Origin of the sequence: Variovorax sp. LG9.2, from assembly GCF_035018885.1 — a bacterium.
Classification (GTDB): Bacteria; Pseudomonadota; Gammaproteobacteria; order Burkholderiales; family Burkholderiaceae_C; genus Variovorax.
Genome location: NZ_JASJXB010000008.1, coordinates 125,942 through 150,010, shown reverse-complemented (window position 1 = coordinate 150,010; position 24,069 = coordinate 125,942). Strand labels below are relative to the sequence as shown.

29 protein-coding genes are annotated in these 24,069 nt (G+C 47.1%); 1 reads left to right on the top strand and 28 read right to left on the bottom strand.

Features of this window, described 5'->3' with window-relative positions; translation table 11 throughout:
- Positions 1–5: 5 nt before the first annotated feature.
- From QN413_RS10940 to QN413_RS10860, 17 genes are all read right to left on the bottom strand, one after another.
- Entirely contained in the window at positions 6–335 is a 330-nt protein-coding gene (locus tag QN413_RS10940; protein WP_323496641.1) for a hypothetical protein, read from the bottom strand.
- Between the two features lie 8 nt (positions 336–343).
- Positions 344–949: a hypothetical protein gene (locus QN413_RS10935; protein WP_323496640.1), complete on the bottom strand. Its 606-nt coding sequence runs from the start codon at positions 947–949 to the stop codon at positions 344–346.
- A gap of 4 nt (positions 950–953) precedes the next feature.
- Complete coding sequence (locus QN413_RS10930; RefSeq protein ID WP_323496639.1) at positions 954–2,357, bottom strand: hypothetical protein; 1,404 nt, start codon at positions 2,355–2,357, stop codon at positions 954–956.
- Positions 2,273–2,830, bottom strand: a complete 558-nt coding sequence (locus QN413_RS10925; protein WP_323496638.1) for a GNAT family protein — start codon at positions 2,828–2,830, stop codon at positions 2,273–2,275. The genes QN413_RS10930 and QN413_RS10925 overlap by 85 nt, the downstream gene beginning before the upstream one ends.
- Complete coding sequence (locus QN413_RS10920) at positions 2,830–4,434, bottom strand: hypothetical protein (RefSeq protein WP_323496637.1); 1,605 nt, start codon at positions 4,432–4,434, stop codon at positions 2,830–2,832. The genes QN413_RS10925 and QN413_RS10920 overlap by 1 nt, the downstream gene beginning before the upstream one ends.
- Before the next feature lie 5 nt (positions 4,435–4,439).
- Positions 4,440–5,141 (bottom strand): hypothetical protein, encoded by a 702-nt coding sequence (locus QN413_RS10915; RefSeq protein ID WP_323496636.1) that lies wholly within the window; start codon positions 5,139–5,141, stop codon positions 4,440–4,442.
- An 18-nt stretch (positions 5,142–5,159) separates the two neighbouring features.
- Positions 5,160–5,723 (bottom strand): hypothetical protein, encoded by a 564-nt coding sequence (locus QN413_RS10910; RefSeq protein ID WP_323496635.1) that lies wholly within the window; start codon positions 5,721–5,723, stop codon positions 5,160–5,162.
- A 120-nt stretch (positions 5,724–5,843) separates the two neighbouring features.
- A complete protein-coding gene (locus tag QN413_RS10905; RefSeq protein WP_323496634.1) occupies positions 5,844–6,809 on the bottom strand; it encodes a phage major capsid protein in 966 nt (321 codons plus the stop codon).
- A 168-nt stretch (positions 6,810–6,977) separates the two neighbouring features.
- Entirely contained in the window at positions 6,978–8,048 is a 1,071-nt protein-coding gene (locus QN413_RS10900; RefSeq protein ID WP_323496633.1) for a hypothetical protein, read from the bottom strand.
- Positions 8,049–8,072: 24 nt separating this feature from the next.
- Entirely contained in the window at positions 8,073–8,435 is a 363-nt protein-coding gene (locus tag QN413_RS10895; RefSeq protein WP_323496632.1) for a hypothetical protein, read from the bottom strand.
- Between the two features lie 42 nt (positions 8,436–8,477).
- Entirely contained in the window at positions 8,478–10,454 is a 1,977-nt protein-coding gene (locus QN413_RS10890) for a hypothetical protein (RefSeq protein WP_323496631.1), read from the bottom strand.
- Between the two features lie 122 nt (positions 10,455–10,576).
- Positions 10,577–11,032, bottom strand: a complete 456-nt coding sequence (locus tag QN413_RS10885) for a hypothetical protein (RefSeq protein WP_323496630.1) — start codon at positions 11,030–11,032, stop codon at positions 10,577–10,579.
- Between the two features lie 9 nt (positions 11,033–11,041).
- Complete coding sequence (locus tag QN413_RS10880) at positions 11,042–11,254, bottom strand: hypothetical protein (protein ID WP_323496629.1); 213 nt, start codon at positions 11,252–11,254, stop codon at positions 11,042–11,044.
- 28 nt (positions 11,255–11,282) lie between these two features.
- Entirely contained in the window at positions 11,283–11,681 is a 399-nt protein-coding gene (locus tag QN413_RS10875; RefSeq protein WP_323496628.1) for a hypothetical protein, read from the bottom strand.
- Positions 11,682–11,742: 61 nt separating this feature from the next.
- Positions 11,743–14,049 (bottom strand): hypothetical protein, encoded by a 2,307-nt coding sequence (locus QN413_RS10870; protein WP_323496627.1) that lies wholly within the window; start codon positions 14,047–14,049, stop codon positions 11,743–11,745.
- 9 nt (positions 14,050–14,058) lie between these two features.
- On the bottom strand, positions 14,059–15,363 hold the full coding sequence (locus QN413_RS10865) for a terminase large subunit domain-containing protein (RefSeq protein WP_323496626.1): 1,305 nt from the start codon (positions 15,361–15,363) through the stop codon (positions 14,059–14,061).
- 107 nt (positions 15,364–15,470) lie between these two features.
- Entirely contained in the window at positions 15,471–15,905 is a 435-nt protein-coding gene (locus QN413_RS10860) for a hypothetical protein (RefSeq protein WP_323496625.1), read from the bottom strand.
- Between the two features lie 789 nt (positions 15,906–16,694).
- Here QN413_RS10860 and QN413_RS10855 point away from each other — a divergent pair.
- Positions 16,695–17,597 carry a hypothetical protein gene (locus tag QN413_RS10855; RefSeq protein ID WP_323496624.1) on the top strand — a complete coding sequence of 301 codons (903 nt, stop codon included), beginning with the start codon at positions 16,695–16,697 and terminating at the stop codon, positions 17,595–17,597.
- 680 nt (positions 17,598–18,277) lie between these two features.
- On the opposite strand, the gene QN413_RS10850 is transcribed toward QN413_RS10855, so the two are convergent.
- The 11 genes from QN413_RS10850 to QN413_RS10800 all read right to left on the bottom strand — a co-directional run bounded on the left by QN413_RS10850 (position 18,278) and on the right by QN413_RS10800 (position 23,691).
- Positions 18,278–18,571: a hypothetical protein gene (locus tag QN413_RS10850; protein WP_323496623.1), complete on the bottom strand. Its 294-nt coding sequence runs from the start codon at positions 18,569–18,571 to the stop codon at positions 18,278–18,280.
- Positions 18,572–19,325: 754 nt separating this feature from the next.
- Positions 19,326–19,532, bottom strand: a complete 207-nt coding sequence (locus QN413_RS10845; RefSeq protein WP_323496622.1) for a hypothetical protein — start codon at positions 19,530–19,532, stop codon at positions 19,326–19,328.
- Positions 19,533–19,904: 372 nt separating this feature from the next.
- Complete coding sequence (locus QN413_RS10840) at positions 19,905–20,246, bottom strand: hypothetical protein (protein WP_323496621.1); 342 nt, start codon at positions 20,244–20,246, stop codon at positions 19,905–19,907.
- Positions 20,247–20,379: 133 nt separating this feature from the next.
- Positions 20,380–20,823 carry a hypothetical protein gene (locus tag QN413_RS10835; protein ID WP_323496620.1) on the bottom strand — a complete coding sequence of 148 codons (444 nt, stop codon included), beginning with the start codon at positions 20,821–20,823 and terminating at the stop codon, positions 20,380–20,382.
- A gap of 163 nt (positions 20,824–20,986) precedes the next feature.
- Positions 20,987–21,388, bottom strand: a complete 402-nt coding sequence (locus tag QN413_RS10830) for a hypothetical protein (RefSeq protein ID WP_323496619.1) — start codon at positions 21,386–21,388, stop codon at positions 20,987–20,989.
- 1 nt (position 21,389) lies between these two features.
- Entirely contained in the window at positions 21,390–21,938 is a 549-nt protein-coding gene (locus QN413_RS10825) for a hypothetical protein (RefSeq protein WP_323496618.1), read from the bottom strand.
- A 77-nt stretch (positions 21,939–22,015) separates the two neighbouring features.
- Positions 22,016–22,213, bottom strand: coding sequence for a hypothetical protein (locus QN413_RS10820; protein ID WP_323496617.1), 198 nt, complete (start codon positions 22,211–22,213; stop codon positions 22,016–22,018).
- Complete coding sequence (locus QN413_RS10815) at positions 22,210–22,383, bottom strand: hypothetical protein (protein WP_323496616.1); 174 nt, start codon at positions 22,381–22,383, stop codon at positions 22,210–22,212. The genes QN413_RS10820 and QN413_RS10815 overlap by 4 nt, the downstream gene beginning before the upstream one ends.
- Positions 22,384–22,463: 80 nt before the next feature.
- Positions 22,464–22,730, bottom strand: a complete 267-nt coding sequence (locus QN413_RS10810) for a hypothetical protein (protein ID WP_323496615.1) — start codon at positions 22,728–22,730, stop codon at positions 22,464–22,466.
- A gap of 109 nt (positions 22,731–22,839) precedes the next feature.
- Positions 22,840–23,154, bottom strand: a complete 315-nt coding sequence (locus QN413_RS10805; RefSeq protein WP_323496614.1) for a hypothetical protein — start codon at positions 23,152–23,154, stop codon at positions 22,840–22,842.
- Between the two features lie 96 nt (positions 23,155–23,250).
- Positions 23,251–23,691, bottom strand: coding sequence for a hypothetical protein (locus QN413_RS10800; RefSeq protein ID WP_323496613.1), 441 nt, complete (start codon positions 23,689–23,691; stop codon positions 23,251–23,253).
- Between the last annotated feature and the right edge of the window lie 378 nt (positions 23,692–24,069).

Sequence of the window (24,069 nt, the reverse complement as noted above, 5' to 3'; positions counted from 1 at the left end):
GCTCCTTAAGCAGCGTTGAAGTTGCCTTGTGGTCCGTAGCTAGGCATTGCTGTAGGCATAGCTGGCGGCGCTTGTATCGGCGGTGACTGCGGATTCCAGTTGTTATTCCGGCTTATCAATGAGCCCAATGGGTCCGGACCTTGGTTGTTTAACTTTGCTTGTGCATTCATTGCGGCTGTAAACTGGTTAAGTCCTCCTGAAACACCTTGCATAGCCGTTGCAGCCGGTGGGCCAGGTTGTTGCATACCAGCCATGGTGTTACCCAAACGCTGACGATTCATCATCTGTTGATAAGCTTGGTCTTGTTGTTGACTTTGTGCGTCGAATTGGTCCATATATTCCCTTAATTACTTGTGTTGAATCCTGCTACTGCGGCTTGCTGATACAGAGCAGTTTCGATGGCGCTTGAAAACACCAGTTCTTGTTCTTCTTCTAACAAACGATCTAACATTCCTGCTAAGTCGTGTGCGTGGTCAATGTCATGTTCTGCGTGATAGCGTAAGCAACGCAGCAAACTCTTTCCATGTATCTCTTCGAGAATCTCTACTGCTTCTAGTGGCATTGGAAAGAACTCAAGTACAGCCATATATCCAAGCAATGCACGGGGATGAACTAACCTAACAAGGTAGAACATAGAACCTGCCATCTGCACTGCTTCACGCGGAATAGAAGTGAGATGTACATCAAAGCCAACACTAAGTAAGTCTTCTGCAAGCCACTTTTCGTGCTGTCTTTCTTCTTCCAAATGCTCTTCTAAGTAAGCGTGTAATTCAGTACCCGGTATTGCTTTCTCTATCGCACATTTAAGCAAGTCTTCGCTTGCTCTAATGGTGTGGTACATGAAAACAAGGTTGTTAATGAATGTTGGCTTTTCTTGCAAGCGCACTGGTGCAGTTAGAGCGCGTATCGCCTCTATCTCACTCTTTAAGTACGCTGCGAAGTCTTTCATATATTTAGAACATTGCGCCTGCTGCGATACCTGCTGCCGAACCTGCATAAGCTCCCCATGCACCCAGTCCAGCACCAACTAATCCAGCCGCTGCGCCAGTGTTTGAACTGCTTGCTGCTTGCCTTGCGTTGTTGCTTGCATTCGTACCTGTTAACCAACTGTTGTATGCACTGGTTGCATCTGCGCCACCTGTTGTTTGCTGTGTCGCATAGTTGCCAAAAGTAGGCATACCAATTTGCTGCTGATTCAACAAAGCATTCATTTCGTTTACTGGCTGATCGCGCTGCGCATAAGCTGCCTGTGTCGCTGCTGAGTAGTTGTTCATTTGCTGCTGGTAGCTTTGTGCTTGTGCGGCGTTTTGCGCTGCTTGTAAGGCACTGTTTGTCTTGAGCTTGTCGATGTTTGCACCATAGTTCGCCAAGTCCAATGCACTTTGCTGACCTTGTGCTGTATTGCCCATTGCAAACGTGTTTGCCGCTTGTCCGTAAGCTTGTCCTTGTGCTGCATTGCCTGCTGCAATACCGGCCAATCTTGTTGCATAGTCGCTTCTCGCACTGTCATTGCCTGACTGGTAAGAGCTAGCTGCAAGTGAATTCCTTTGTGCTGCTTGTGAAAGCTGCAATTGACTCTGTGCGTTGTTGCTTGCTTGTGTGCCAGGATTCAAGCCTTGTAGAGCTAAACTGTTGTTCTGCTTCTGTGTTGCTAAGTCCATACCGGGCTGCATCAGTGCCATCTGCGAGTCATAAGCCTTTTGGGCATAGACATTTGCTTGAGACGGATCGTAAGCACCAACGTTTTGATTAACTGGGTTAACACCAGCTACTGCACCAGCAGCATTTGTGTTGATTGCTGCATTTGACTGATAGTCACCTAGTGTGCCAACATTGGATTGGTTTACTGCACCGGCTTTGTTTGAGTAGTCAGTTGCGTTAGGTGCTACGAAGTCAGTGCCATAAAAGGCTTTCATCTTCGCAATTTCAGCCTCCGCTGCTTGCGATCTACCTAAGTCAACGTTTTGCTGACTTGTTAAGGCTGCTTGTGCTGCAGGTGTTAACGTAGTTGTTGAGTTCCAAACTGTTTGGTTGTATCTCGGATCATTTGAGTTTAAATGGGCATCAACTGGTAAGGTGCCACTTGCACGGTAGTACTGTGCGGCGGCTGAGTTGTCTGTTCCGTCTTGAATACCTTTAACTTGATTCTGATACGCTGTTACGTCGCTATTGTATTGAGTGGAGTTAAAGTTATTTGTTCGTTGGTAGGTTAACGAGCCGTAAGGCGTGTACTGGTTAACGCGATTAGCGTCAGTTGCTGCCCCTGCTGCTGCTAGGTTGTTGGTAGCGGTATCAGATGCTGCTTTGCTGGCAATGAAGCCATATGGATCGGGATTTGGCGCTGCGGAACTTCCCATTGTTGTTGTCTCCTTGTGCGTGCTTGTGGGTGCCATATAGAGGCTTCCCAATCACGTCTGTTAAATCTATAAACTGCGCCATCCTTTCCAACACCGTAGTGTTCGCTTAAGGTGCCTTCGAATACGTGGCCCAGTCTTTCATGCATATTTAGCATTTTTTGGTTGGATACATCAGTGAAGAAGTTCATTCTGTTAACTTTCCAAACATCAAACACTTGCTCATAAAGTTTCTTTAAGAAAGCTCTGCTTAATGCCTTCTTTTCATCAAACACTGCACCACTCGCTTGCACAACTCCACACGCTGTAAAGCTGTCAAATACAGTCACACAAATAGGGGTGAAGTCATCTTCAAAGAGAATGATTGCTTTCGCATCTGCAAGCTTGAATGCGGTGATGTCTGCACCCCATTGCCTAGCAGCTAGATCGACAAGTGCTATGGGCACCTGTCCTGTCTCGAAAACAATCGTCTGCATCAAATGCTGCTACGAGCGAAGCGAATGAGTGTGTCAGTCCAAAGAAACTCTGCTTGAGTCTTGATTTCAACTTGCAGCGAAGCACTAGTGCCAACGCCACGCACGAACTGCCACTGATTGATAGGGAATTGCGTTCCTGAAAACACACCAGTACCCCAGCGCGCAACACCGAACACAGAACCGCCATTTGTAGGTGGTGCAGTACTGCTAGTTGATATACCGCCACCAAGTCCGGGCGTAGTGCTTAGACCGATGCGAATAGCTGGGGCAACACTTGCGCTAATGATGTTCAAGCACACCTGCTTGTATTGCTTATTGACTGTTCTTGCGTTTGCATATCTCAGTGCATCAGCGAAGTAGTTATAGGCTTGTGAACAGGTGCATGTATAAGTCGTGCCACTAGTGCCGTCTGTTGCTTGGTTATCTGTGTAACCCACAAAGGCTTGCATCACGTAGCCGTTCTTGCCAAAGTAGATGTTCTTACCTTGCACAGCCCAACATTGAGCAGGCCAACCAGTAAACGTACTCCATCCACCACTTTGCTTGTGCTGTACAGCTTGAACAGTTTGTGATGGATCGTTTGCAGGAACGTTAAGGACTAACAAGCCTTCTACGTTTCCTGTGTCAGTCAGACTCCATCCCGGCAATGTTCCTGTTGTGCTTACTGATAGCTGAATTGTTCTACGAATCGCATCTGTCAATGCAGACGTTGTTAACGTGCTTTGTAGGTATGTGCTGAACGGCAATAATCCGTCTGTGCACAAGTACAGCAAGTCAGCGCCATATTGTGTAAAGCAGTCACGTCCGACAGGTGGGCTAAGTGCCCATGTACCTGTTAGCTTCCAATTGGTTGCATCGCTAACATCGCTACCTTCATATAAGACTGCATCACCTTGGTTTGATACGGCTACAAGGTAGTTTTGTATGCCTTTGCCTGCATCCATGCTCCAACTACCAATAGCTTGAATAAAGCCGCCTCGTGGCAAGTACGGGCCGAACTCGAACTGGTTAAGCGCGCCACCAATAGAGTTAATTGGTGTGTACCAAACGCGGGTAGTGTTCTTTTCGATAAACCACAGACGACGCTGGTGCGAAATGACGCCAGAGAGCTTGCTTGGATCGACGCCGCTAACTTGACCTGGAGTAGAAGGGGTGGTGACAAGCGACCAGTTCACCCAGCCTGCCGCTGACTCGTAGTGGCGTGCTGCATCCGCTCCGTTACACATCACCAAGTACTGGCCCGCAGCGCCTGCGAATTGCACGTAGTCGAGCTGGTCAGTTGTGAGCGCAGAACCTACTGCCGCCCCTACAGCGCCTGCAGTAGTGACATCGAATACTTGCGTACCAGATGCGGCGAATAACTTGCTTGTGCCGCTTCCTGTTGCGTTGTAGGGCATGACTGCGCCAACTGTTGGACCTAGCCCGCTAGCTTGCACACGGCAGCCCTTGCGATTGCGTACACCATCATTGGCTGCAATCATGTTATTCATGATGTTTGCGTATGTGGGCAACATCACCGCAACTGGATCACGGGTGTTTAAACCCTTTGTAGGTGACGGCGCATCTGCAGTAATGAATATTTGCCCTCTTGGTTTACGTTGCATATAGGTTAGCTCCTGAAGTCAGGAAGATTGTCTAACCCGATCATTTTCATACTGCCTGCTGGCACTGCACTTAGGATAGGAGCAGGTACATCAGCGCCCTTAGCTATCATTAGTGATTGGCTAAAGTCTTCTAAAGCTGCTTGAGTATCAAACCCCATGATCTGCATGTACTTGTACTTAACGAAGTTAGTCAAGCATCTGCTATTGAATGCGGGTTGATCGCTATCTAAGCTAAAGTCTGATTTATAGTTTTGGATTGTTGGGTCCCAAATGCACGAACTTGCTATGTATTGGAATGAATACGTGATAGCAGCCGCAGGCATTGGATAGACTTGAATCCTGTTGCCAACAATACGAAACTGAGCATTAACAGAGCCGTTTGGGCTGTGATTCAAAAACCCCCAACCTTCGGGGTTAATGCTGCCGTTCATTGGTCTGTTCTGTGCGTTCTGCCAAAACGTTTGTTTGATGGCGCGTAGATAATCAGTTGGTAATGTGTATGTATCTGTACCTGCAACAGTGGTAAAGGTGTAAGGCCTTACCATTTGCTGCCAGTCGAATTCATTCATTAAGTCATCCATCGCCGCAACAGTAAGTGAGGTTAGATGGACAACTGTTTGGTCGTCGCTTGCTAGGACAACAAGGGGCACAGGCAGTTTTTCTTCACCCGTAATTTGTTTGATAATTTGTAAGAGGGTTTTGGCCATGTGCTCCTTTCTTGTTGTTTACTTTGTGCTTTTCTTTTCTTCTGCAGATTCCATTGCAGCTAAACGCGCTTCTAAAGCTTCAACCTTCGATGCGTTAACTGTTTGGTTCAGATAAGCATCAGCTCGTTTCTTGAACATTGCGCCTTCGCGTACTTTGGCAATCTGGTCACCTGTTGCTGCGGCTAGCGCTTCAACTGTCTTGATACCAATACCCTTTAGCTCAAGTACTGCGGCTTCAGGAATTTGCGGCCAGTTCTCAAGTGGAATGCCGTGTGCTGCTGTTTCTTCACCACGCTTGAATGCTTCGTACTCAGTTTTGTATCTATTTGCGTAGACTTGGGTAACTGGAATATCAACACGCGTATGGCGATCAAATGCGGTAGCAATAACTACGTGATCGATCATGTCGTACTTGTCCAGGCCGTCTTCTGATTCGAGAGTCTTAATTGAAGAGTAGATTGCCTTCTTATAAAACTTCACTTCTGCATCGCCATATCCGGCAAGGCGTCCGCGCGAGTCTCTGTCTTCGTATCCTGAATTTTTTAGTTCGTCTTCGTAGACTTGTGTTCTTCCTAATGTCATGTTTGAGTACCTTTATGTTGGTGGTGGTTGGTGGTGCTATAAAAGCGAAAGGGTAGACAATTGCTTGCCTACCCCTTATTTAGTTAATTAGCTGTGAAGCTTCTTAATTAGCTTGTCAAATCAGTTCTGAATTACGCCTTGCAGACCGATGTGCGATGCTGTCAAGTTACCAGCCCAACCAATTACGTGTACTGTGGTGTCTTGGTTAACCGGAGTACGGTCACCCAACGAAATCATGTTGCGCTTTGCATGTGGACGGAAGAACAAGTAGTCAGTGTTCAAGAAGTAAGCTGTTGTTGGTGGGATACCAGTAGCACTAGATTCCATAACAACTGGGATGCCCATGAACTCGATATTCGAGAAACCTGCATTTGCTGTACCAGCGTGCAAGAACTGTTGCTTGTTCTGAAGCGCGACTGTTAAGAAAGCGTAGTAGATTGGGTCACATACGATTAACTTCGGTGCGTCAGTACCACGAGTTAGACGATAAACCATCTTGTTAAATTCACCACAGATAGTTGTTTGATCCAAAGTACCTGCGAAGTCAGTTCCGCCGCCTTTGGACTTCAGGTTACGCCAGAATGTCGATACTGAACGGTCAAATGCACCGTATACGCCGATTGCTGGAGTTGCTGTGATAGCAGCTTGTAGACCAGTAATTTGCTTACCGCTGAAACCTGTACCGTCTGAGTAGATACCCGATCCGATCAAGTTCTTCATTGATCTTTCAGCATTCTTCATCTTCTGTTCTAACGTGTTAACGATAGCTGCTTTACCAGAATTCATGATTTCGTCTAGACCGGAATATTGAACTGTTACCGCAGCTTGCTTGATAGCGAAGATTGCGTTGTCGATTGTGTTTGTTGTTGCGACTGTTAAAACGTCTGTGCCGCTGTAGAAAGCTGCTGTCGAGTTAGCTGATGTATCGATCATTTGATTGATCTGAGTACCGCCAACAAACGGAACAACTCCGCCGTTTTTCTTTAGTGCTGCAAGAATCGCATTGCTGTTGGATACTGCGTCTGCGATGTCTGAACTGTAGTTGGCAATCGTGGTTGCCAGGATATCTGTTGCGTAATTTGCCATTTGAATATCTCCTTAAGATGTATAGCAAGGGTTAAGTTGCTGTTCATTTCGTTAAGGAGTTCTGCTTATGATGGCCCTGACTTGCAGAGTTCGTTGGCTAGATGGCCCCAGTTCGTGTATTGAACTAGCTATGAAGGTATTTCACTACCTTCATGTCTATTTATGTTCTTACTCGAAATCGTCTGGGATTTGGGACTCAATAAGACGTCTTAAGTCTGTTCTGCCGCTTGAGTTCTTAAACTTGTTTCCAGTGTTTGCAGGTCCACGTGGTGTAAGGGATGCTTTGCTAGCTGCAATGCGTTGCTTCTGCTCTTGATTGCTCTTTGCTCTTGCTTGTCTTACTTCGGGGTTTAACTGGCAAGCTAGGTCGTAAGCATCTTTCAAGCTCGTTGCTCTACCGCTAGACATAAGCATGTTCATGTCAGTTGCTACAGCATCAAAGAACTCATTCTTTGGGTCAGTTGCGAATGTTTCGACTTCGGTATGACTTTGCTGAACGCGTTGTTGTTCTACTTGGCGTTGTTGCTGAACGTTTTGCTTGTAGAAGTCTTCTAGTGGCTTGATACGGCTATCTAGTTCTGGCGATAATTGTGGACTATTGCTAACTTGAGCTGATGTAAGTGCTGAATCTAGTTCGTAGATATCAACTCCATGTGCTTTAACTAGTTGTGCAAGGAATGAAGCCTTTTGCTGCATTGTCCCTTTAGCTAATGTCTGAATGCCGTTGAGTGCTTCTTTGTAGACATCGAACGGATGTGCATTCATTTCCTTAAACATTGCTTCGTAAGGCTGATTGACTTCCAATAGCTTCTGAACAATCTCGCGCTCTTGCTTTGTCTCACCTAAGCGCTTGTCCATTTCTAACTCACGCTTGCTGATTTGCGCTTGCACTTCTGGTGGCAGTGTTCCAAACTTTTCACGTAGGGCAGGGGTCCAGCTAACAGGCGCTTTTGGTCCCGTAACTGCCTTCTCTGCTACTGGTGGTGCATCTGGATCAGTTGCTTCTGTTGTCTCAGTAGCTGCAGGCGCTGCGGCAGGGTCTAGACGTTCCTTAGCTGGTCGCTTCTTCGTAGCTGCATCCTCGATCTGGTCACGCAGTGACTTACGGGGTTTGTCTTTTGGTTGTTCTTCTGCTTCGACTTCCGGTACATGTTCTTCTACTTCGGTGTGTTCAGAAGGTGTTTCAAAGCCATCTAATTCAAATTCAAAGTCATCTGCATCGTTGGTTATGTCTGTCATATTGTTATTCTCGGTTGGTGGTGTTTATAAAGCTTTGACTACGTTCTCAATGACTTCCAAGCGTTTCTTGTCTTCTTGCTCTGTCATGTTACGTCTTACATTTTCTGCATGACCTGTGTAGTCCGATGCAGGCATAGAGCCGTTTTCTTTCATATGATTCATGTAAGAGGTGTGGCCTTGATATGTTCGACCGTCATGCGGTGACTTGAAGCCTTGATGCTCGCCAAGGTTGGCAGTGGAAAACGTAGGTACGAAAAAGATTTGATGCTGCGTTGGTCCATTGCAGACAGAACAAGGTGGTGTCTTGTTCGCATCAAACTCTTTCATGCGTTTTACATAGGTGTTGTTCGTACCGCATTGGGTACAGAGTGCGCTGTATGTGGGCATTACTTCCTGTGGTGGTTACAGAAAGTATTTATCAACTTGTGCTCAGACCAAGAGTCTTCTGAAGCGATTGCGTCTACGCTCTAAAGCTAGCTCCATAATCATCTCTATTGCTTGCAAGTCATCTTCTTGTTCTTGTGCGGCGATGGCAGCAAGTCTTTCAGCTTCAATTTCAGCTTCGCGTAAGGATGCTAGTTCTTGAAGTCTTCGAATGTTTTCTTGTTTTTGTTCTGCAAGAGATTTCTTTAAGAAAGCACGATCAGCCTTCGTCTTGGGCTGTGACTCTTCCTCTTCTTCCTTTTCCGATTTCTTTGGTCTTGCGTAGTCGAGGAACGCAGCGCCATGAACATCTGGTAGTCCGGCCTTTGCTGTGTAGACCATCGAAGTAGTCGTGTAGCTGCTGAATCCACCAGCGACAACCACTTTTGCTGTGTAGCTCTGCGATGTTGCTGTTGTGTTGCTGAATCCACCACTAGTCGCATCATTGCCAGTGAAGCTTTGGGACGTTGTGGTGGTGTTGTTAAAGCTTGCGTTAGCTGCTACCTTGGCCGTATAGACCATCGATGTAGCTGTGGTGCTGCTGAATGCGCCTTGACCTGCTGACGTTACTTGCCCGCTGTAGGTAAGCACGGTGCTCGTAGCGCTGTTAAATCCGCCTGTCAGTGCAACTACGCCAGCGAAGGACTGCGAAGTGCTTGTAGCGCTGCTAAACGCCCCTACAACCGCGACTTTCCCGCCATACGTCATCGAGGTAGCTGTGGTGCTGCTGAATGCTCCCGGCATTGCGACTGCAGCAGTGAAACTCTGGACAGTAGATGTCGAGCTACTGAATGCGCCATTGACCGCTACCGCGCCTGTGTAGGTCAGGCTGGACGCTGTGATGCTGTTGTACGCGCCGTATGTCCCGACTCCGCCTGTGAAGCTCTGTGCCGTTGTCGTTGTGCTGCTGAATGCACCTGCGACCCCGACACTGCCTGCGTAGGTCATCGTCGAAGTGTTGCTGCTTGAATAAGCGCCAGATACAGCTACCTTGCCTGCGTAGGTCAGTGCTGTTGTTGTGGTGCTAGTGAAGGCCGCATTCGCTGCGACTGCACCTGCATACGACATCGAGGTAGCTGTGGTGCTAGTGAATGCTCCATTTGATGAAGCTGTAGTCGATAACGTTCCTACTGTTCCGATACCTGCGACACCAGCTAGCGCGACGGATACAGCGGATTTGGCAGTACCTACAGCGCCAACGCCTGCCACACCGGCAAGTGCGACGGATACCGAAGGTTTGACGGTACCTAAAGTGCCTACAGCCGATATCTGAGACAGCGCGCTAGTTGTTGTCGCTTTTGTAGTGCCTACGGTTCCAATGCCTGCATTCGCCGCAGCCGACACGCTTGTACCTGGCTTGATAGTTCCGATAACTGATGCGGACTGGTTGGCAGTAAGTGTTAGTCCACCTGATGCAGCGATCTTGAACGTTGAAACGAGTGAAGCACTGTTGCCGCCGCCCATACCCGCATTGCACGTCCAGGTCGGTGACAGTGCAGTCGTTGCCGCAGTGACGAGGTACGCCGCACCGTATGACTGCAGCGCGCTATCATCCTGACAGAAGCCCAATGCAGTCCAACCGGATGGCTGCACGATTCCTTGGGCTGCATTGCTGTTGCCGATCTGCACAACCGAAACTGCCAGTTCTGCTGCTTGTGTCAGGGTCGATGTCGGCCCGAAAGTGAAGCTGGATGCACCTGCGCCATAAGATGCACCACTTCCAGCACCCGTGTCGTATCCGGCAGCAACTAGACCAGACCATTCAATGACTTGATACGTCATGTACGCACCTGCCCCACTGATTGTCAGGGTCGTGGTCGGCGTGGCACCGAGCGCGTGCGTCACGTCGGCCTCGAATAGTGCTGTGAAGCTATCGTTTGTGGTCTGGAAGTTGCGGCTGGAATAGGTGTTCGGGGTAGACGAATTGTCTGCAGCCGAAATTGTCACGCCTGCGGCATTTGTATAGCCGGTGACGAGCACCATTACTTTGTTGCCTACGGATGGCGACACTCCCCACACAATACCCAGCGTTGTAAGTTGGGTTGTTGCCTTTGAGGTGTTTACCCCGGAGTCTTGTACTTTAACGACTGCCACGCTTGCTTAACTTACGTAATCTGAACTAATGCAGTACCTACTGCATTGACTGGCATCGAGAGTGTAAAGTTAGCAGCGGTAACGGTTTGAGAACCGAAGGTATGAATCGATACGGCACGGTTTGTGTTTGTGCTGTTGTAGATCAATACTGTATCAAATGCAGTTGATAGCGTTACTGTTGTCCATGCAAGTGATGCTGATGGTGTCCAGATCGCAGATGTACCTGATGTACTTGGTGCAGTTGCATTCGTTACTGTCAATCCACCTGCTGTATAGCCTGTGCCGCTGACCTCGTTAGTTGCGCTATATGCAGTCGTCGCAGCGTTAATCGTTGCAGTAGTGACATAGAGCGCCGCTTTGAAGGTGTCTACAGTGGTTGCAGCGCGGATGAAACCAACGCCAAAATTATGCTGGCCTGTTAGAAGTTCGCCTTTAAAAGACGTTGCCATTGCTTGAGTGTTTGCCATATCGGCCCCTTAGAGTTGATTGGCGACGGCTTCACCCGTAATGCCGTGCTTGCTTAGGACATTAACGCCGCGCTTGACGCTTTGCCCGTCGAGAAAATACTCGTCAACGAACACAATTGCTGTGGGTGTTTCTTCCCAGTGCGGACGGTGTTCTAGTGATGCGATAGGAACATTGCCCATCGTTGTGTAGATCAGTGGTTCGGTTGTGTGTGCTGCTGTCATATGAAGTTCTTTTGCAACGAACACCGAATTAAGTAAGTGTGTGGATCGCGCTTCCTGCTGGAAAGCTGTAAGTCATACCAGTTGTAATGGCTTGCGATGCTGTTAGTGCTACGTAGAACAAGACGTTGCCTGCTGAAGCTGCGTCATAACCAACCGCATATGTCACTGTGCCCCATGCGCCTGTAGCTGCTGGAAATGCGATAGCTGCATTGTTAGTTGTTGTACCGTTTGCAGTTGTATTCCATGACGCTGCAGGAACTGCTACGCGTGCATATGCACTACCTGCTGGCTCAGTGGCAGAAGCACCTGTACCGGCTGTCGGTGTTGTAGTTGATAGAGCCAAGTAGACCGCTGTTGTTGCTGTAAAAGTTGTCTTTCCTAGAGCAGCATCATTTGCCTTATTGGTTACGAAGTATGTATATGGCATTAGTGCCCCCTTGTTTAGTTTGTTATTTATTCAAATAGCGTGGTAGATGCTAAATCTGACCTTATTTAATCTCACCTGTCATTTTTACCGTACCGTCTGCATTCTTAATGGTGACTACAGAAGGTGGCATAGGTTCACTTAGTGAGTGAAGCAGTTGTTGCTGGAATGCTTGCGACTGTTGTTGCATCAATTGCATTGCCTGCATCATTTGCTGGAACATCTGCATACTCTGGTCCTGTGTGTGTTGTTGGTGCTGGGCAAGCATTCCTGCTACTTCCTCTTTAGAAGGACGCATAGTTGGGTTCGCATCACCAATAGCTAACGTGACACCTGTTGTGTCAATACCAGCTTGATTCATTTCTAGCTCCTTCAGCTTCACTTCTGCCGCTGCAATGGCTGCTTCGCGGGCTTTGATCTGCTCATTTGCCGCTAGCTCCATCTGCTTGATCTGGACTGCTGTAGCAGCTTTGCCCTTCTCGATGTCTGTAGTGGCTTGCAGCTTCGCTTGATCCGCTTGTGCCGCTTGCTGTTGGGCTTGCTGCGCTTGCTGTTGCTCGGCCTGCTGTGCTGCCGCTTCCTTGTCTGCTGCAGGGTTAGAACCTGGTGCCTGTCCCTGAAGCTGTTGCATGGCTTGGGAAAGCTGGCTAGATAGGAAGCCTTCAAATGTCTTAGCTGCACGGAAGCGGGACGCACCTAGCAGCAATGCTTGATAGATGAGTGGCTTCATGGTCGGGTCTTGCTGAATTAGTGGTGCTGTTTGTTCCAGCATCGTTCCAATTGTTGTAATGAATGAAACAACTGCGGTTTGCTCTTGGCTCCACTGGTCTTGCTGCAACGTATCAACGCTGACGTTGATTTGGTTGAATGCAATTTCTTCATTCTTCAACAACTCGTATGCTTGCTGTACATACTGTTGATCTGCAGGGTTAATGGTGCCTGCGCGTGCTATGAAGCGCTGTGGCTCATAGAACTTGACCATTAAGAAGCCCTTAACTCGATAGATACCACTGAAGAACTCGGCAACTTCACGTGCCTTTGCTTGCAATCTAGCAGATGCAAACTGTGCCTTCATCTGTTGCGCGCCCTTTGTTTCATAAGGGGAGGTAGAACCACGGATAATGTCGCTAATGCCAGTCAACTCGTAAATCTGTTGCTTAACGTCATTGCGTTGTGCTGTAAGTCCGTTAAGACCTGTAATGAATTGGTCTAGAGGTAAGAAGTCAACACTTCCTTTCAGTCCTTGGTTGGCTGCTAGCGCACCGTACTTCTCGATAGGTAGCAACTCACCATCCTGCGCCTTGCTAATCAAGTGTTGTAGCTCTGGAATGCTGGCGTCATAAACACCAGTCACGCGTGCAGAGTCAATGAGCGCATCAATACGCGCTGTAAGCTTGTTTAGTTGCTTGTATTGGTACTGTGCATCGATGTAGTCACTGTTCGGGATGTAGTTGCCAGTTGTGTGATTGCCAAAGAGGAATACAGCAGGGAAGAATTCAGGTAGACCATATGGATCGTCCTTGATTTCAAGTATCTTTGCGCATCCTTCTCTCATGAAGAACACTTGCAAGCTTGTCTTATCCCATATTTCCCATACTTCTACTTCTGGGATAACGATGTTCTGTGGACCACTTGGGTTATCTGACTTGGCTTCATTAACTTGTTCGTCATCTTCGCCATAATCAAAGTTGTCTGCGTCAGGAAAACGTTCCTCGAACTCAGACTTTGGCATGTAGACCTTTCTTGCAATCCATCTAACCTCATCTGCTGTACGTGCTGGACTCCAACGAACGTCTTCCCAATTAACATGGTCAACTTCGATGCGTTCATCCTTAAGTAATGGCGATGCGTTAGGTAGTTCTGCTGTCTCATCATCCACATCACCACTTAATGCAAGCTGTTCTTCGTCGGATGCTTTGGTTACGTAGCGAACCCATCCAAATGCACCGCCAATACACAAGTAGTCTTGAACAATGTTCTTGTACGCAGTGCTGGCGCGGCTAGATTGAACGTCTTCCGTGTTCATTGCTCGCTCTAACAACTCACCCGCTACTCGCCCAACTGCATCATTGGGGTCTAAGTACATGCGGCTTGCTGTAGGGGAGGGGAAGGAGCTATAGATGGCATCACGTTGCGTGTTGACCGTCACTTTCCATAAGTTGAATAAGTGATCCTTGCCGTTCGCCTTAGTCTTGCCGGTATAGATGTACGCATCGTTAATTTCACGACCGCGTTTATGGAATGTCTCTAGCTCTTTAGTGGAGGCGTTGATTTCTGCAGCCCAAGTCTTCTGTGCCTTCATGCGTACCTGCATAGCGTCAGTCTTGCTTGGGTCTAGTGCTTGTTGTTGTTCTTTCTCGTTGCTATCCATTGAGCCCCTTTAAATGAGAGTAGGGCCTCGGTTACGCTCGCTCGCACGAACGTGCATGTCAAGTGTCCACCCTGTGTTTATTTCTATATTTATGGCTTTCTGAAGTTTGGCGCTCTCTAACGAGTTGCTATTGCCCGTTATTGATATCGTCAAGCTTTTATCCAAAGCTCTATCACTCACAGCCAAGCACATATAGCGGAATGCATCAGCGCCGTGTGAACTGCTGTCATGGTCTGGTACTCGACTGAATTCGCCCGGACGTATTTCTTTCTTCTTGTATGCCATTAAGTTCTGAATCAACTGATCGCACTTATCGGCATTTATCCGAATCGATGGAAATGTGTTTCTTACAGCTTGAATGCCATCTATAAGACCTAACTCTGGAACTAACTTTGGTTGTATGCCTAAGCTCCAGAAGATTTCCACCATCGACTTACCCGTTTGCAGTGACTTAGCGCGGGCATCGTGGGGTAACCAAAACGTACCCCATTTATATTTGCGTTCACGTATCTCGCGGACAATGACTGCGATCTCTGTTTGAGTCCATTCTTGGTAATCAACTACACGTAGCTCACCGCCAATTAGTTGGTAGAAGCAAACTGCAGTCGCATCCCGCCATCCCAAGTCAAATGCACAGTGCACTTGTTGACCTATGACGACGCTGAAACCTGTGAGCCTACCTTCGTCATTCGCAGCGCGTAACTGGGTTGGATACATGGCGCCCTTGATACCTGCGGTAAAGGAACACTCCATTTCCTGTTCGTATGTGTCTTCGTCTACGTCTACTTTGTATTCATCTAGCAAGTCCTGACTAAGCAGCTTTGACTCTGAAGCTTTGAGCATCAAAGTGAACCATGAAGTAGGTCGCTTTACTGCTTCTGTCCATAGTTTGTAGAAGAAGCCCTTACCTTTTGGTGTTCCGATGAAGACAGCCCATCCACGTCTGTCAATAAGTGCTGGCTGGATTACTTCATTCCATACTGATTGCTTCATGTCTGCTACTTCATCAAGCACAATGCCATCAAAGTACAGTCCACGAAGTGAATCTGGATTATCAGCACCGAACAATGCGACTGTTGACTTATGCTTTCCTCGGTTGATGAAGGTTACTTGCTTCTTTGTTTCATGAACCTTTACATCAGGCATGTGCTTTACAGCTTCAACCAAGTATGCCCATGCAACTTGTGCAGTCTGCTTCGCGTAAGGACCGACATAAGCGAACATTGCATTCGGCTTTGTAGTCATCAATGCTTTGTCAACTAAGTCATTAACACATGCTACGGTCTTTCCTGCTCGTCTATGAATAACAAGCACTGCGCGTGTGTGTTTACGTGCATGAAATGCTAGGAATGCTTTCCGAGGCTTGTATCCGCTAACGTTTGTAGGTGCAAGGGCAAGCGAAGGCGCGACTAGCGCGCCCTTCATTCTTCGTCGCCTAGATCAAGATCAATATTGATAGACGCATCGATGACGTTCTGGTCATTAAGCGGGCTGTAAGGCACTGCGCTTTGGATGATGACCTGACCAATATTGGTATTTGCATTTGGTACTGCGGCACCAATCTTTGCATATGCGTGGGCAAAGGCAGGAAAGTCCTCATCTGCCCACATTACCATGCGTGCATTTCCATTTACTGCTTCAAACGCAACTTCAAATGCATTCAATATGCGTCCCGCACCTAACTGTCCGCCTGTTGGCGCAGTATTGTTAGCATGAGGGAAAACTTTCAGCAGCAATTCACTGATAGCGAGTGCGCGTTTGTAGTTGTCAGTGTTCAACAACCCTTCAACTTCTGCGAGCGAGAAGGATGGTGTGCGTTCTGAAACTAATTCTGTTGGCTTGAGCTTTCTTGCCATTGGTATGTATCCCTTTAAGATAAGTATTTATCTACCCAATGGCAAGATGTACCCAACTCGAAAAAAACTTATGGCTGCTCGGCTTTTCACCGAAGCTGTTTAGTGCTGAATTCCCTGCTCAACTAGCTGAAGCAGAGAAGAAACATGAACTGCGCTTAGCCAAACTAGAAGAGATGAAGCAAGACCCTGTATGGGCTGCAAAGATTGCTGCTACGGAAGCAATGGCCCCGGAGCGTTGGCTCCCATTTGAAGCGCTTGTAACCAGCTATAACGGGCGCGTGCGCTCCTACTGCTACTTGGCAAGCACTCGTCTCAGCACGAAACAGTCCCTAGCGGACGTTAAACGCTCCGCTAAGCGCTCGTTAGCGAAGGGGCAGGGCATAGACCCCAGGACCGCCAAACACTTGCGAGACGCAGGGATCGATCTCGCCCAGTTCGAGGCCGCACACATGCCTCCCAAGCCACCAGCTCCGAAGCCGTAGTGTTGTTTCCGACAGACACACTGCGCTAAGTGTCTGATTCGTATAGGTGTGCTTAATTCTTGAGCAAAAGAAACTCTGGAGCCGTTTTTAATGTTTCTGAGCTAAATCGAGGAATGCTCTTTTCAATTCCATTACGGGCCTATATTCAATTTTGCAAAGTTGCATAACGAAAGCTTTATAGGCACATTAGATCCATCGGTTCAGCGCAAACAAACAACGAACCGGTACCCATTGCGCAGTAACTACGAATGTGAAATTAGTCACATGAGAAGCACTGCTGCGTGTAATGAGTTTTAAAGGAAGAGAAATGAACACACTAGAAGAAATGAACGCAGTTATTCAAGGTCAGAAATTTGATGCAGATGAAGCACTCATTATCGTCAACCGCATTCGCAAAGAGGCAAGCGAAACAGAAAAGGGCTACAGAACCAAGCTCGGGTTGCTAACTGCAGAAGCATTCACCATGTACTGCAACATGATGGATGCAGGGGGCGAAGGTAGGACGTTGCTGTACACGCTCAAGGTCGAGGTTGAAAAGACTAACAAGCTACGCGAAGACACAAAGGACGCAAGTATCTTCGTGCGCTACGTGTTTGCAGCCATGGACCACAAGGCAGTTAGCGTCATGTCCAAAGTCATTGAGTACGCACGTGGTAAGACATCCGACCTAGTGCAGTACCTGAAAGACAATGGCGGACTCGAAGGCGTGCGGACACTTGCTATACGTGAGGAACGAGGTGATGACGAGCCAGAACCACGCGGACTCGAAGGACAGAAGCTCATTGCTAACGCAGTAACACTTACCAAGATCGACGTGAAAGACTGGGAGCCAGATGAAAAGCTCCGTGTGTACATTGCAGTCAAGCAAAAGGATGGCACAACACTGCTGAAAGACACTTGCTTTGATTCCGATAGAGTAGCAGAAGTCATGCACTTGTATGGCTCACTACGTAAAGCGATTAAGGCTGATGCAAACAAAACCTTGGAAACCGCAAGCACTGATGAGAAAAAGCAAGGTTTCATGCTCAAGAACAGAGTTATCAATGCAAAGCAGCACCTCGACAATCTTGAGTACGATATATCCAATGCAGTTGCCAAAGGGGACAGACGCGCATTGGTGCAGTTACGCACCGAGCGTGCTGGAGCACTGCTTAAGTTGGCAGAAGCAAGGGCTGAACAAAACGACTTGCGCAAAGCACGTATTGCTTAAGAAAGGATCGAAATGAGATACTTGAGATATGCCTTCAAAATCGGAGAGCGATACACAGGCGCGCATGTACTTGAAGCTATCAACGGCTTCATGATCGGAAAAGATCGTCCTTTCGAGATACAACTAAAAGAAAGCAACGGTAGTCTTGACTTCGACACATACGTAGACGATGAGGACTTAGCAAGCAATGCATTTATGGCTGGAAGGATCGCTGGTGAACTTACTGTCTTGGCCGATTGCTTCGATCACAGCTTCGGCATATACAACACGTAGTCAAAAGAAAAGGGGCCTTGTGCCCCTTTGTCATTATCCGAAAGACTCAATACTCAGATGCAGTCATCAAGGTGGTATACGATCTGTCCCACTCTGTTATCACATAGAACTTCTCTTGTTGAACGACATAGGCGCTAACAATACGTGCCCCATAGGTTAAAGCATTCTGGTTGGCCTTACAGTCTTCCACACCTAAATCTCCCCAGTCCCCGCACACATGCCTATCAATAAGCGTTGTGGGGTTCACATCCATACGGTCTAGCGCAGCCAACGCCCCACGCGTTGCAACGACTGATCCTGGCACAAACATAACCATATAAAGTCCTTCTTGTTTAGTGAAGCTTTGTTTTAATGGCCTAGGCGCAGAATGGTCTATTGGAACTTATTGGCTGTGCAGAATACTCTTATCAAATGATATAAAGCTTCATCAAAGCTTCATCAAGCATTTTGATATCTAGTTTTTCATCCTTAACGATCTGCGCAATTTGTTTGCAGCGTGCTAGCTTCTCTGCTTTAGTGCGTGGTGCTTTGCCTTCAATGTTCAATTGTGTGTCTAATGTTGACTGGTTTACTGCGTCTAACGATGGTGATGTTGATGTCATATTGTTGTTTCCTTTTAGTGCGGCAACTGTGCGCGCAATGTATTTATCACTCTCTTGGTTTTTACAGAAAAATTTATTCCTATAGGCCGCAACTTTCACTCCACCCCGTTTTTGGTTTCGCTTTGCTTTTCACCACTTCAAAGAAATCTTTATCCACAGCTTATCCAATGTCCTTCCGTTTCAAAGAACATCTCACATCGGTTGACAAGAGTATCAATAGGGTATGTCAATGATGTGCTACCGTTTCAATACTGTGCCGCAGAGTGGTTGACATCGTTATCGATTGAGCGTAGCTGCACTATCGATGCACAGTAGAGGACACCTTGATTACAGCGTATATAAGTGTGGCGCGCTAAGTCATTGATCTATATAGAGAATAAACGGTGGTTTGTCATGTGCACACTCTATGCACAACCCTGCACGTTTTCCACCGTATTTAGGTGGTTAAACGGAGTGATTGATAGACCCGAAGGGGTTAGATGTCAACCTGGCTAAGACACGGTTCTAAACGTGAACATATCGTGAAGTCTTTTGGAGACATTGATTGAACATCTTGTCAACCAGTCTTAGATTCTATTTCTAACCATGAAGATCTTGGATTTATGGTGTTCTATATTGGTTGTGGATAACTCTGGCAATAGCTTTTGACTATAAGACTGACAGGCCAGGTGTGAAGGGCGGAACTCAATTAGTGGGTTCAATGCTCACTTAATGAATGCTCACTAAGTGGGTTCAATGCAGTGTTAATGGTCTATCAATGCTCACTTAATGGGTCATATCGCTGCTGTGCGCTGTCGTAATGCTCTCGATGTACTTGCACAGTATCTAAAGCTAAAACGCTTGTGTAGCTGTCCTAACTGTTGTCATCTTGTTCTCTGTGTTGCTTAGCTTTGATGATTGCTTCTATGTTGTCTAGGTGCTTGTGCATGCGTTGTTCTAACTCTTGTTCCGTTAGTTCTTCTAGTTCTCTTTCGTGTGCAGTGTCAACGATTGCTTCCATTGCTTCTAAAGCTTTGTGCATACGTTCCATACGTTCGAGGTCTTTAAGTGTTAGTGTCATGTCTCATCCTTATCATTGCTAGGTGCTGGTGAGAGTGACTTAGACTTTTTCATTTGTATATGTACATGTCTACTTAATCTTCTACGCTCTCTTTCCGTTGCTTGTTCTGTATACTTAATTGGCCTACCCATTGTCTTGCCACTCTTAGATACTCGCTTTGGTCTAGGTGGGTGCTGCGCTTGCTGCTGCTTATCAAGCTCAATACACTGCACACACTTACCGGTGCTAGTCTTTCTAAGTGACCTTCCTTCTACGGTGCGATGGTTTAGGTACTTCCTACATCTGTTACCGAAGTACTGGTCATCATTCGCGTTAAGTACATCGGCTACGTTAGCGCTCGTGTGCCACACTCCGTCTTTAAGGTAATGGTATTCAATCGACATAATGTAGCAACACTGCTTCTTCTTGTTGTAGTTGAGCTTGGATGTTTGCTAGTCTACGGTTGATGGAATCTAGTTGCTTGCTTGTTAGCGTCTCAGTTTCAAGCCTTGTTCTAAGTTCTAGTTCGACTTTTCTACGCTTGTGGTTTCTTCTTCTAAGTAACGTCAATGCGTGCTGCTCTGGCGTGGTCTTTAGTTTGTTAGCGTGGTAGCGGAGAAGGTTGTTGGCTAAGGATTGTTCTCTGTGCTTCTCTCTATATCTGAGGGTGATGATGGCGAATGCTTCCTTGTTCTTCTTCTGCCAGTTCCTGCTGTGCACGGCTTGCTTGTTCATGGCTTCGGGCGTCTTGTTGTACCTATAGTTCGCACACTCCACGCAGGTGCTGGTGGTGAGGTATCGGGTGCTTTCATTGTTCTCATCCACATGTCCATGCTTGCACGCCTTACCTACATAATGCTTCAATGGGTTAAAGGGTGTTTTGGTTGGTATCATCTTGAGTCCTTTGTTTGTACTTGTTAGGTCCGTTGCCTTTGTCTAGTTGGGTTTGTTTGTACTGCTCGACTTTGGCAGGATTGGTTAGCCTTAGCTTCTTTTGATAATCCTTTTGATAGAGCTTTTGTTGCTCTTTGTTCTCCTCTACCCACTGCTTTCTCTTGGCTTGGTCGAACGCTTTACGCTCGGGTTCGGAGAGGCGCTTGTAATGGTCTAGCGTCAGCACTTGGGCTAGGCGCTCTGCTGCTGTTTGGTTAGCGGTAGCGGGGCGTCTATCCCGTACACACCCTATGCAGGCGTTGGTGGAGACGCTGCGGAGGTTGTGGGTTGGACTATCTGGCTGGGCGTGGCCGTTGACACACTCCTTGCCCCAGTAATGGCGTGATGTTGGTTGGGTGGTGTAATCGATATGGTGCATAAAGTATTTATCAATACTGATGCAAAAACTGTAGTCAAAAGAAAAGCCACTGTGTTTAGTGGCTTGTGGGGTGGTGGTTTGATTCTTTAATCGTCGTGGTTCCTAGTTTGGCTTAACCCGCACAGTACGATCCAGACGATGATTGCGATTCCGATTAGCATGATTAACACTCCATTCCGGGGTAACAAACTTTATCGATGACCCATGACTTAGTTTCTGGTTGGTACCATCGTACAGTGCCTTCCTTGGCGTTGCCGATAGCGTCTGAGGCTACAGTAGAGCCTTTGTACATTTGTCCGTCCTTAAACAGACACAAAGCTTGAAACTTCTTAAACTGAGTAACATCATTGATAGAAACCATTTGGTCCCAGTCTTTTTCTATCTCACGTCTAGAAGTTACTTTGCTGATAACACTGTCAACTGAAGCATTTGCAATTGCTGCGTCCCTGCACTGCTGTATCAATGCAAGCTCAGTAGGTGTGATGTCGTTTGTGTATTTGATCTCGACTGCCTGTACGGTGCCTACAGCAAGTGCTATGGCTATGGCTGTTGTCAGGAGCTTCATATCAATCTTTTGTTAATTGAAGGATGCGAATGCAAGCAGGAACATCTGAGTAGAACTTTACATAGCTAGGTGTATTGCATGTCTGTGTGTATCGCACTTTGTTTGCGGCTAATCTGTCGTACTCGATGTCTGCTGGTGTTCTTGTGTTCAATCCCGCAGCTTCCCAACCTGATACAAGCGCCGCTGCCAGTGCGTAGTTAATTGGGGTAATGATTTGGGTGACAGGTGAAGGTGTGTAGCTAGGTGCATAGGTTTGAGTTTGCTGTTGGTAGCTGTTTGCAGATGCTTGCTGCTGTGCTTGCTGTTGCTGCAGGAAGCTGCTTTGCTGTTGCAGTTGCAGAACCTGTAGCTGCGTCTGCCCCAACACCCGCCCTTGCTGCGCTATAGCGTTGTTCTGCTGTAACTGTGCTGCATACGCTGCTTGGGCGGGGGAGGGCAGCATTTGGGCACGAGCTGGGCTAGCAACTAGCACCAGTGCCGCTACTGTAGCGATGGCACCAATTACCAATGCATCAGTTACATGCGAGTTAAATTTATAAAATATATTCACGATTTACCTTGTGAGTTAGTTGAGCTTGTATATTGCGCCCTTGCATTAAATTGCGCGACCTTTGCTTAATTGGTTGTTTATTGATTCGACAATCCGACTTCTTCTAAGGCTTCTAGGAATTCCGCTACCTGCTTCTGCAATGGTGAACGGATGTCGATACCAAATGCCTGGTCTACTATGTCTTGATAGGACTTGGCTCTGGTCTCGTATGCGCTGCGTTGTGTATTGGCTTCAAGTGCTGCTGCCATTGCTGATAGTTCTTCGTATGTCTTCATGGTGTTGTATCCTTTGTTGTTAGTTTTGGTGAGTTGATTTCTTTTAGATGTTGCTGTCTTTGTGCAGCACGATATTCCTCTGCCGTCCAACCGGTTGCATCTAAAATAATGTCTTGAAGGATCCTTATGTACTTTGTGTCAATGCCGCCCAATCTGGCGGCGTGTGCCATGTCCGGAATCCTTGGATAAAGGTCAAAGAAGCTTAGACGCTTTATGTGCCTAACCAACTTATCCTCGCTAGTTTCGTTGCTCATTTGGATGTGCCTTTTGGAAATGGCTTATAGCCAGTCTTGAGTGCTGTTGCGAATGCAATCTCTCTGCATCTTTGCGCGTGCTTGTTGGACATGTAGCCGATTGACTCTAAGTTGTAGTCGAAGCCTTGTTCGTGTGCGCTATCAACTCTTGCATATAGCCAATCCAGCTTTGCCTCTTGATTGACTAAGAGGCCAAACAACTTGTTTGTATGATCGAAGCTGCTGAAGATGTACTGCTTCTTAGGTGTTGGCTTATCGATCATGGTATGAAACTACGTGTCTGAGCATGTCTAGGTGGAGGCTCTGTGTTTGCTCCTGCTACCACAATGAATGCGACGAAGAGGACTGCGCCTATAAGAAGTTGAAACTCTCTCATGACTTACCTCCCAACGCCAACTTACGAACTAGTTGGTACTCGGACCATGCATAGCGTAGTGACTCGTATTGTTCTAACTCACTTGGTGTTGGACCTGCAAGTGGCAATGAATCTAGCTGCTTCTCTATAGCTGCGCGCTGTGCTTCTAAGTCTGCTCTCTGTTGTGCGTAGTGGAATTGGGCATTGCTGTTGTAGCTGTTGCGCAATTTTTCATTACTTATAGCGTCGTACTGGGTTTGATTGGCTGCTTGCTGTTGCTGGTTATATACAGCGGAGCCAAAGATGTTGTGGAATGGATTCTGTAAACTCATAAATCTCCTTGATTTAGTTTTGTTATGATTACGATGTCGATGATTTGTGTTGTTATGAACACTGCTGCAAGCAATAAGATAAGTGTTGCGAGCATGTTATTTATCACTGCCAGCTAGGATCGCGGCTACAAACTCGAACACTTCCGTTGATTGCTTTATACGGTCGGTGTGAAACTTTAAGAATGTCTTCATAACGAATGGATCATTGATGTTGAATGCATCCGTAACGCTCATGCTTGCTAGGAACTTGGTGATCTTGTTGTGTGTTAGCAGGACGCCGTTGTATTGACTAGTGAGGATGGAGCAGTTGGCAGACTGACATGCAATCGCGTACTCGTACATTTCAAGATAGTACGGTGTGATTACTTTCTCTGTAAGTGCCGTCTGTGCAGCCAGGACGATCTCTTGGGGATAAAGCTCTGTAGTGATTGCAACTAACTCGCTTGTGCTTGTGTTGCTTGTCTTGCGTTCTAATGTGCTGCGCTTTAATTTGGCTGTGATTTCAGTTAGATTGGCGCTTGGGTTTAGTGTTGGCATCAATGACTCCTTGTTGTTGTGCTAAAAGTATTTATCTACTTTGTCAACTTTCATGGTGGTTATGCGCCAATTATTTGCAGACGTAAAAAAGCCACCGCGTGCACATTGCATTTGGTGGCTAGCGCTGACAGTTTCTAATCACTGAAGTCTGTTTGCGCAAAGGAAGTTACGGAGAGGGATGCGAGTAAAATGAATTCCCGGATCAACGGAAAAACCTCGCACCTTTTGATAACTTGTACCTTCAAAGTTATTTATCTAACTAGGCTTAGGGCACGGATCGATGTGTGAGTGCATGTATGCCTCGTAGACGTGCAATGCAGCGTCTAGCGCAGCTCGTAACTGGTAAGGGGTAGTTGTGCCTATGCGGAACTGTTCAAA

Bases quoted from the DNA above. Each gene is read 5' to 3' on its own strand.
- QN413_RS10940 (WP_323496641.1), bottom strand. From the start codon at position 335: ATGGACCAATTCGACGCACAAAGTCAACAACAAGACCAAGCTTATCAA.
- QN413_RS10935 (WP_323496640.1), bottom strand. From the start codon at position 949: ATGAAAGACTTCGCAGCGTACTTAAAGAGTGAGATAGAGGCGATACGC.
- QN413_RS10930 (WP_323496639.1), bottom strand. From the start codon at position 2,357: ATGGGAAGTTCCGCAGCGCCAAATCCCGATCCATATGGCTTCATTGCC.
- QN413_RS10925 (WP_323496638.1), bottom strand. From the start codon at position 2,830: ATGCAGACGATTGTTTTCGAGACAGGACAGGTGCCCATAGCACTTGTC.
- QN413_RS10920 (WP_323496637.1), bottom strand. From the start codon at position 4,434: ATGCAACGTAAACCAAGAGGGCAAATATTCATTACTGCAGATGCGCCG.
- QN413_RS10915 (WP_323496636.1), bottom strand. From the start codon at position 5,141: ATGGCCAAAACCCTCTTACAAATTATCAAACAAATTACGGGTGAAGAA.
- QN413_RS10910 (WP_323496635.1), bottom strand. From the start codon at position 5,723: ATGACATTAGGAAGAACACAAGTCTACGAAGACGAACTAAAAAATTCA.
- QN413_RS10905 (WP_323496634.1), bottom strand. From the start codon at position 6,809: ATGGCAAATTACGCAACAGATATCCTGGCAACCACGATTGCCAACTAC.
- QN413_RS10900 (WP_323496633.1), bottom strand. From the start codon at position 8,048: ATGACAGACATAACCAACGATGCAGATGACTTTGAATTTGAATTAGAT.
- QN413_RS10895 (WP_323496632.1), bottom strand. From the start codon at position 8,435: ATGCCCACATACAGCGCACTCTGTACCCAATGCGGTACGAACAACACC.
- QN413_RS10890 (WP_323496631.1), bottom strand. From the start codon at position 10,454: ATGGTGCTCGTCACCGGCTATACAAATGCCGCAGGCGTGACAATTTCG.
- QN413_RS10885 (WP_323496630.1), bottom strand. From the start codon at position 11,032: ATGGCAAACACTCAAGCAATGGCAACGTCTTTTAAAGGCGAACTTCTA.
- QN413_RS10880 (WP_323496629.1), bottom strand. From the start codon at position 11,254: ATGACAGCAGCACACACAACCGAACCACTGATCTACACAACGATGGGC.
- QN413_RS10875 (WP_323496628.1), bottom strand. From the start codon at position 11,681: ATGCCATATACATACTTCGTAACCAATAAGGCAAATGATGCTGCTCTA.
- QN413_RS10870 (WP_323496627.1), bottom strand. From the start codon at position 14,049: ATGGATAGCAACGAGAAAGAACAACAACAAGCACTAGACCCAAGCAAG.
- QN413_RS10860 (WP_323496625.1), bottom strand. From the start codon at position 15,905: ATGGCAAGAAAGCTCAAGCCAACAGAATTAGTTTCAGAACGCACACCA.
- QN413_RS10855 (WP_323496624.1), top strand. From the start codon at position 16,695: ATGAACACACTAGAAGAAATGAACGCAGTTATTCAAGGTCAGAAATTT.
- QN413_RS10845 (WP_323496622.1), bottom strand. From the start codon at position 19,532: ATGACACTAACACTTAAAGACCTCGAACGTATGGAACGTATGCACAAA.
- QN413_RS10840 (WP_323496621.1), bottom strand. From the start codon at position 20,246: ATGAACAAGCAAGCCGTGCACAGCAGGAACTGGCAGAAGAAGAACAAG.
- QN413_RS10835 (WP_323496620.1), bottom strand. From the start codon at position 20,823: ATGCACCATATCGATTACACCACCCAACCAACATCACGCCATTACTGG.
- QN413_RS10830 (WP_323496619.1), bottom strand. From the start codon at position 21,388: ATGAAGCTCCTGACAACAGCCATAGCCATAGCACTTGCTGTAGGCACC.
- QN413_RS10820 (WP_323496617.1), bottom strand. From the start codon at position 22,213: ATGAAGACATACGAAGAACTATCAGCAATGGCAGCAGCACTTGAAGCC.
- QN413_RS10815 (WP_323496616.1), bottom strand. From the start codon at position 22,383: ATGGCACACGCCGCCAGATTGGGCGGCATTGACACAAAGTACATAAGG.
- QN413_RS10810 (WP_323496615.1), bottom strand. From the start codon at position 22,730: ATGATCGATAAGCCAACACCTAAGAAGCAGTACATCTTCAGCAGCTTC.
- QN413_RS10805 (WP_323496614.1), bottom strand. From the start codon at position 23,154: ATGAGTTTACAGAATCCATTCCACAACATCTTTGGCTCCGCTGTATAT.
- QN413_RS10800 (WP_323496613.1), bottom strand. From the start codon at position 23,691: ATGCCAACACTAAACCCAAGCGCCAATCTAACTGAAATCACAGCCAAA.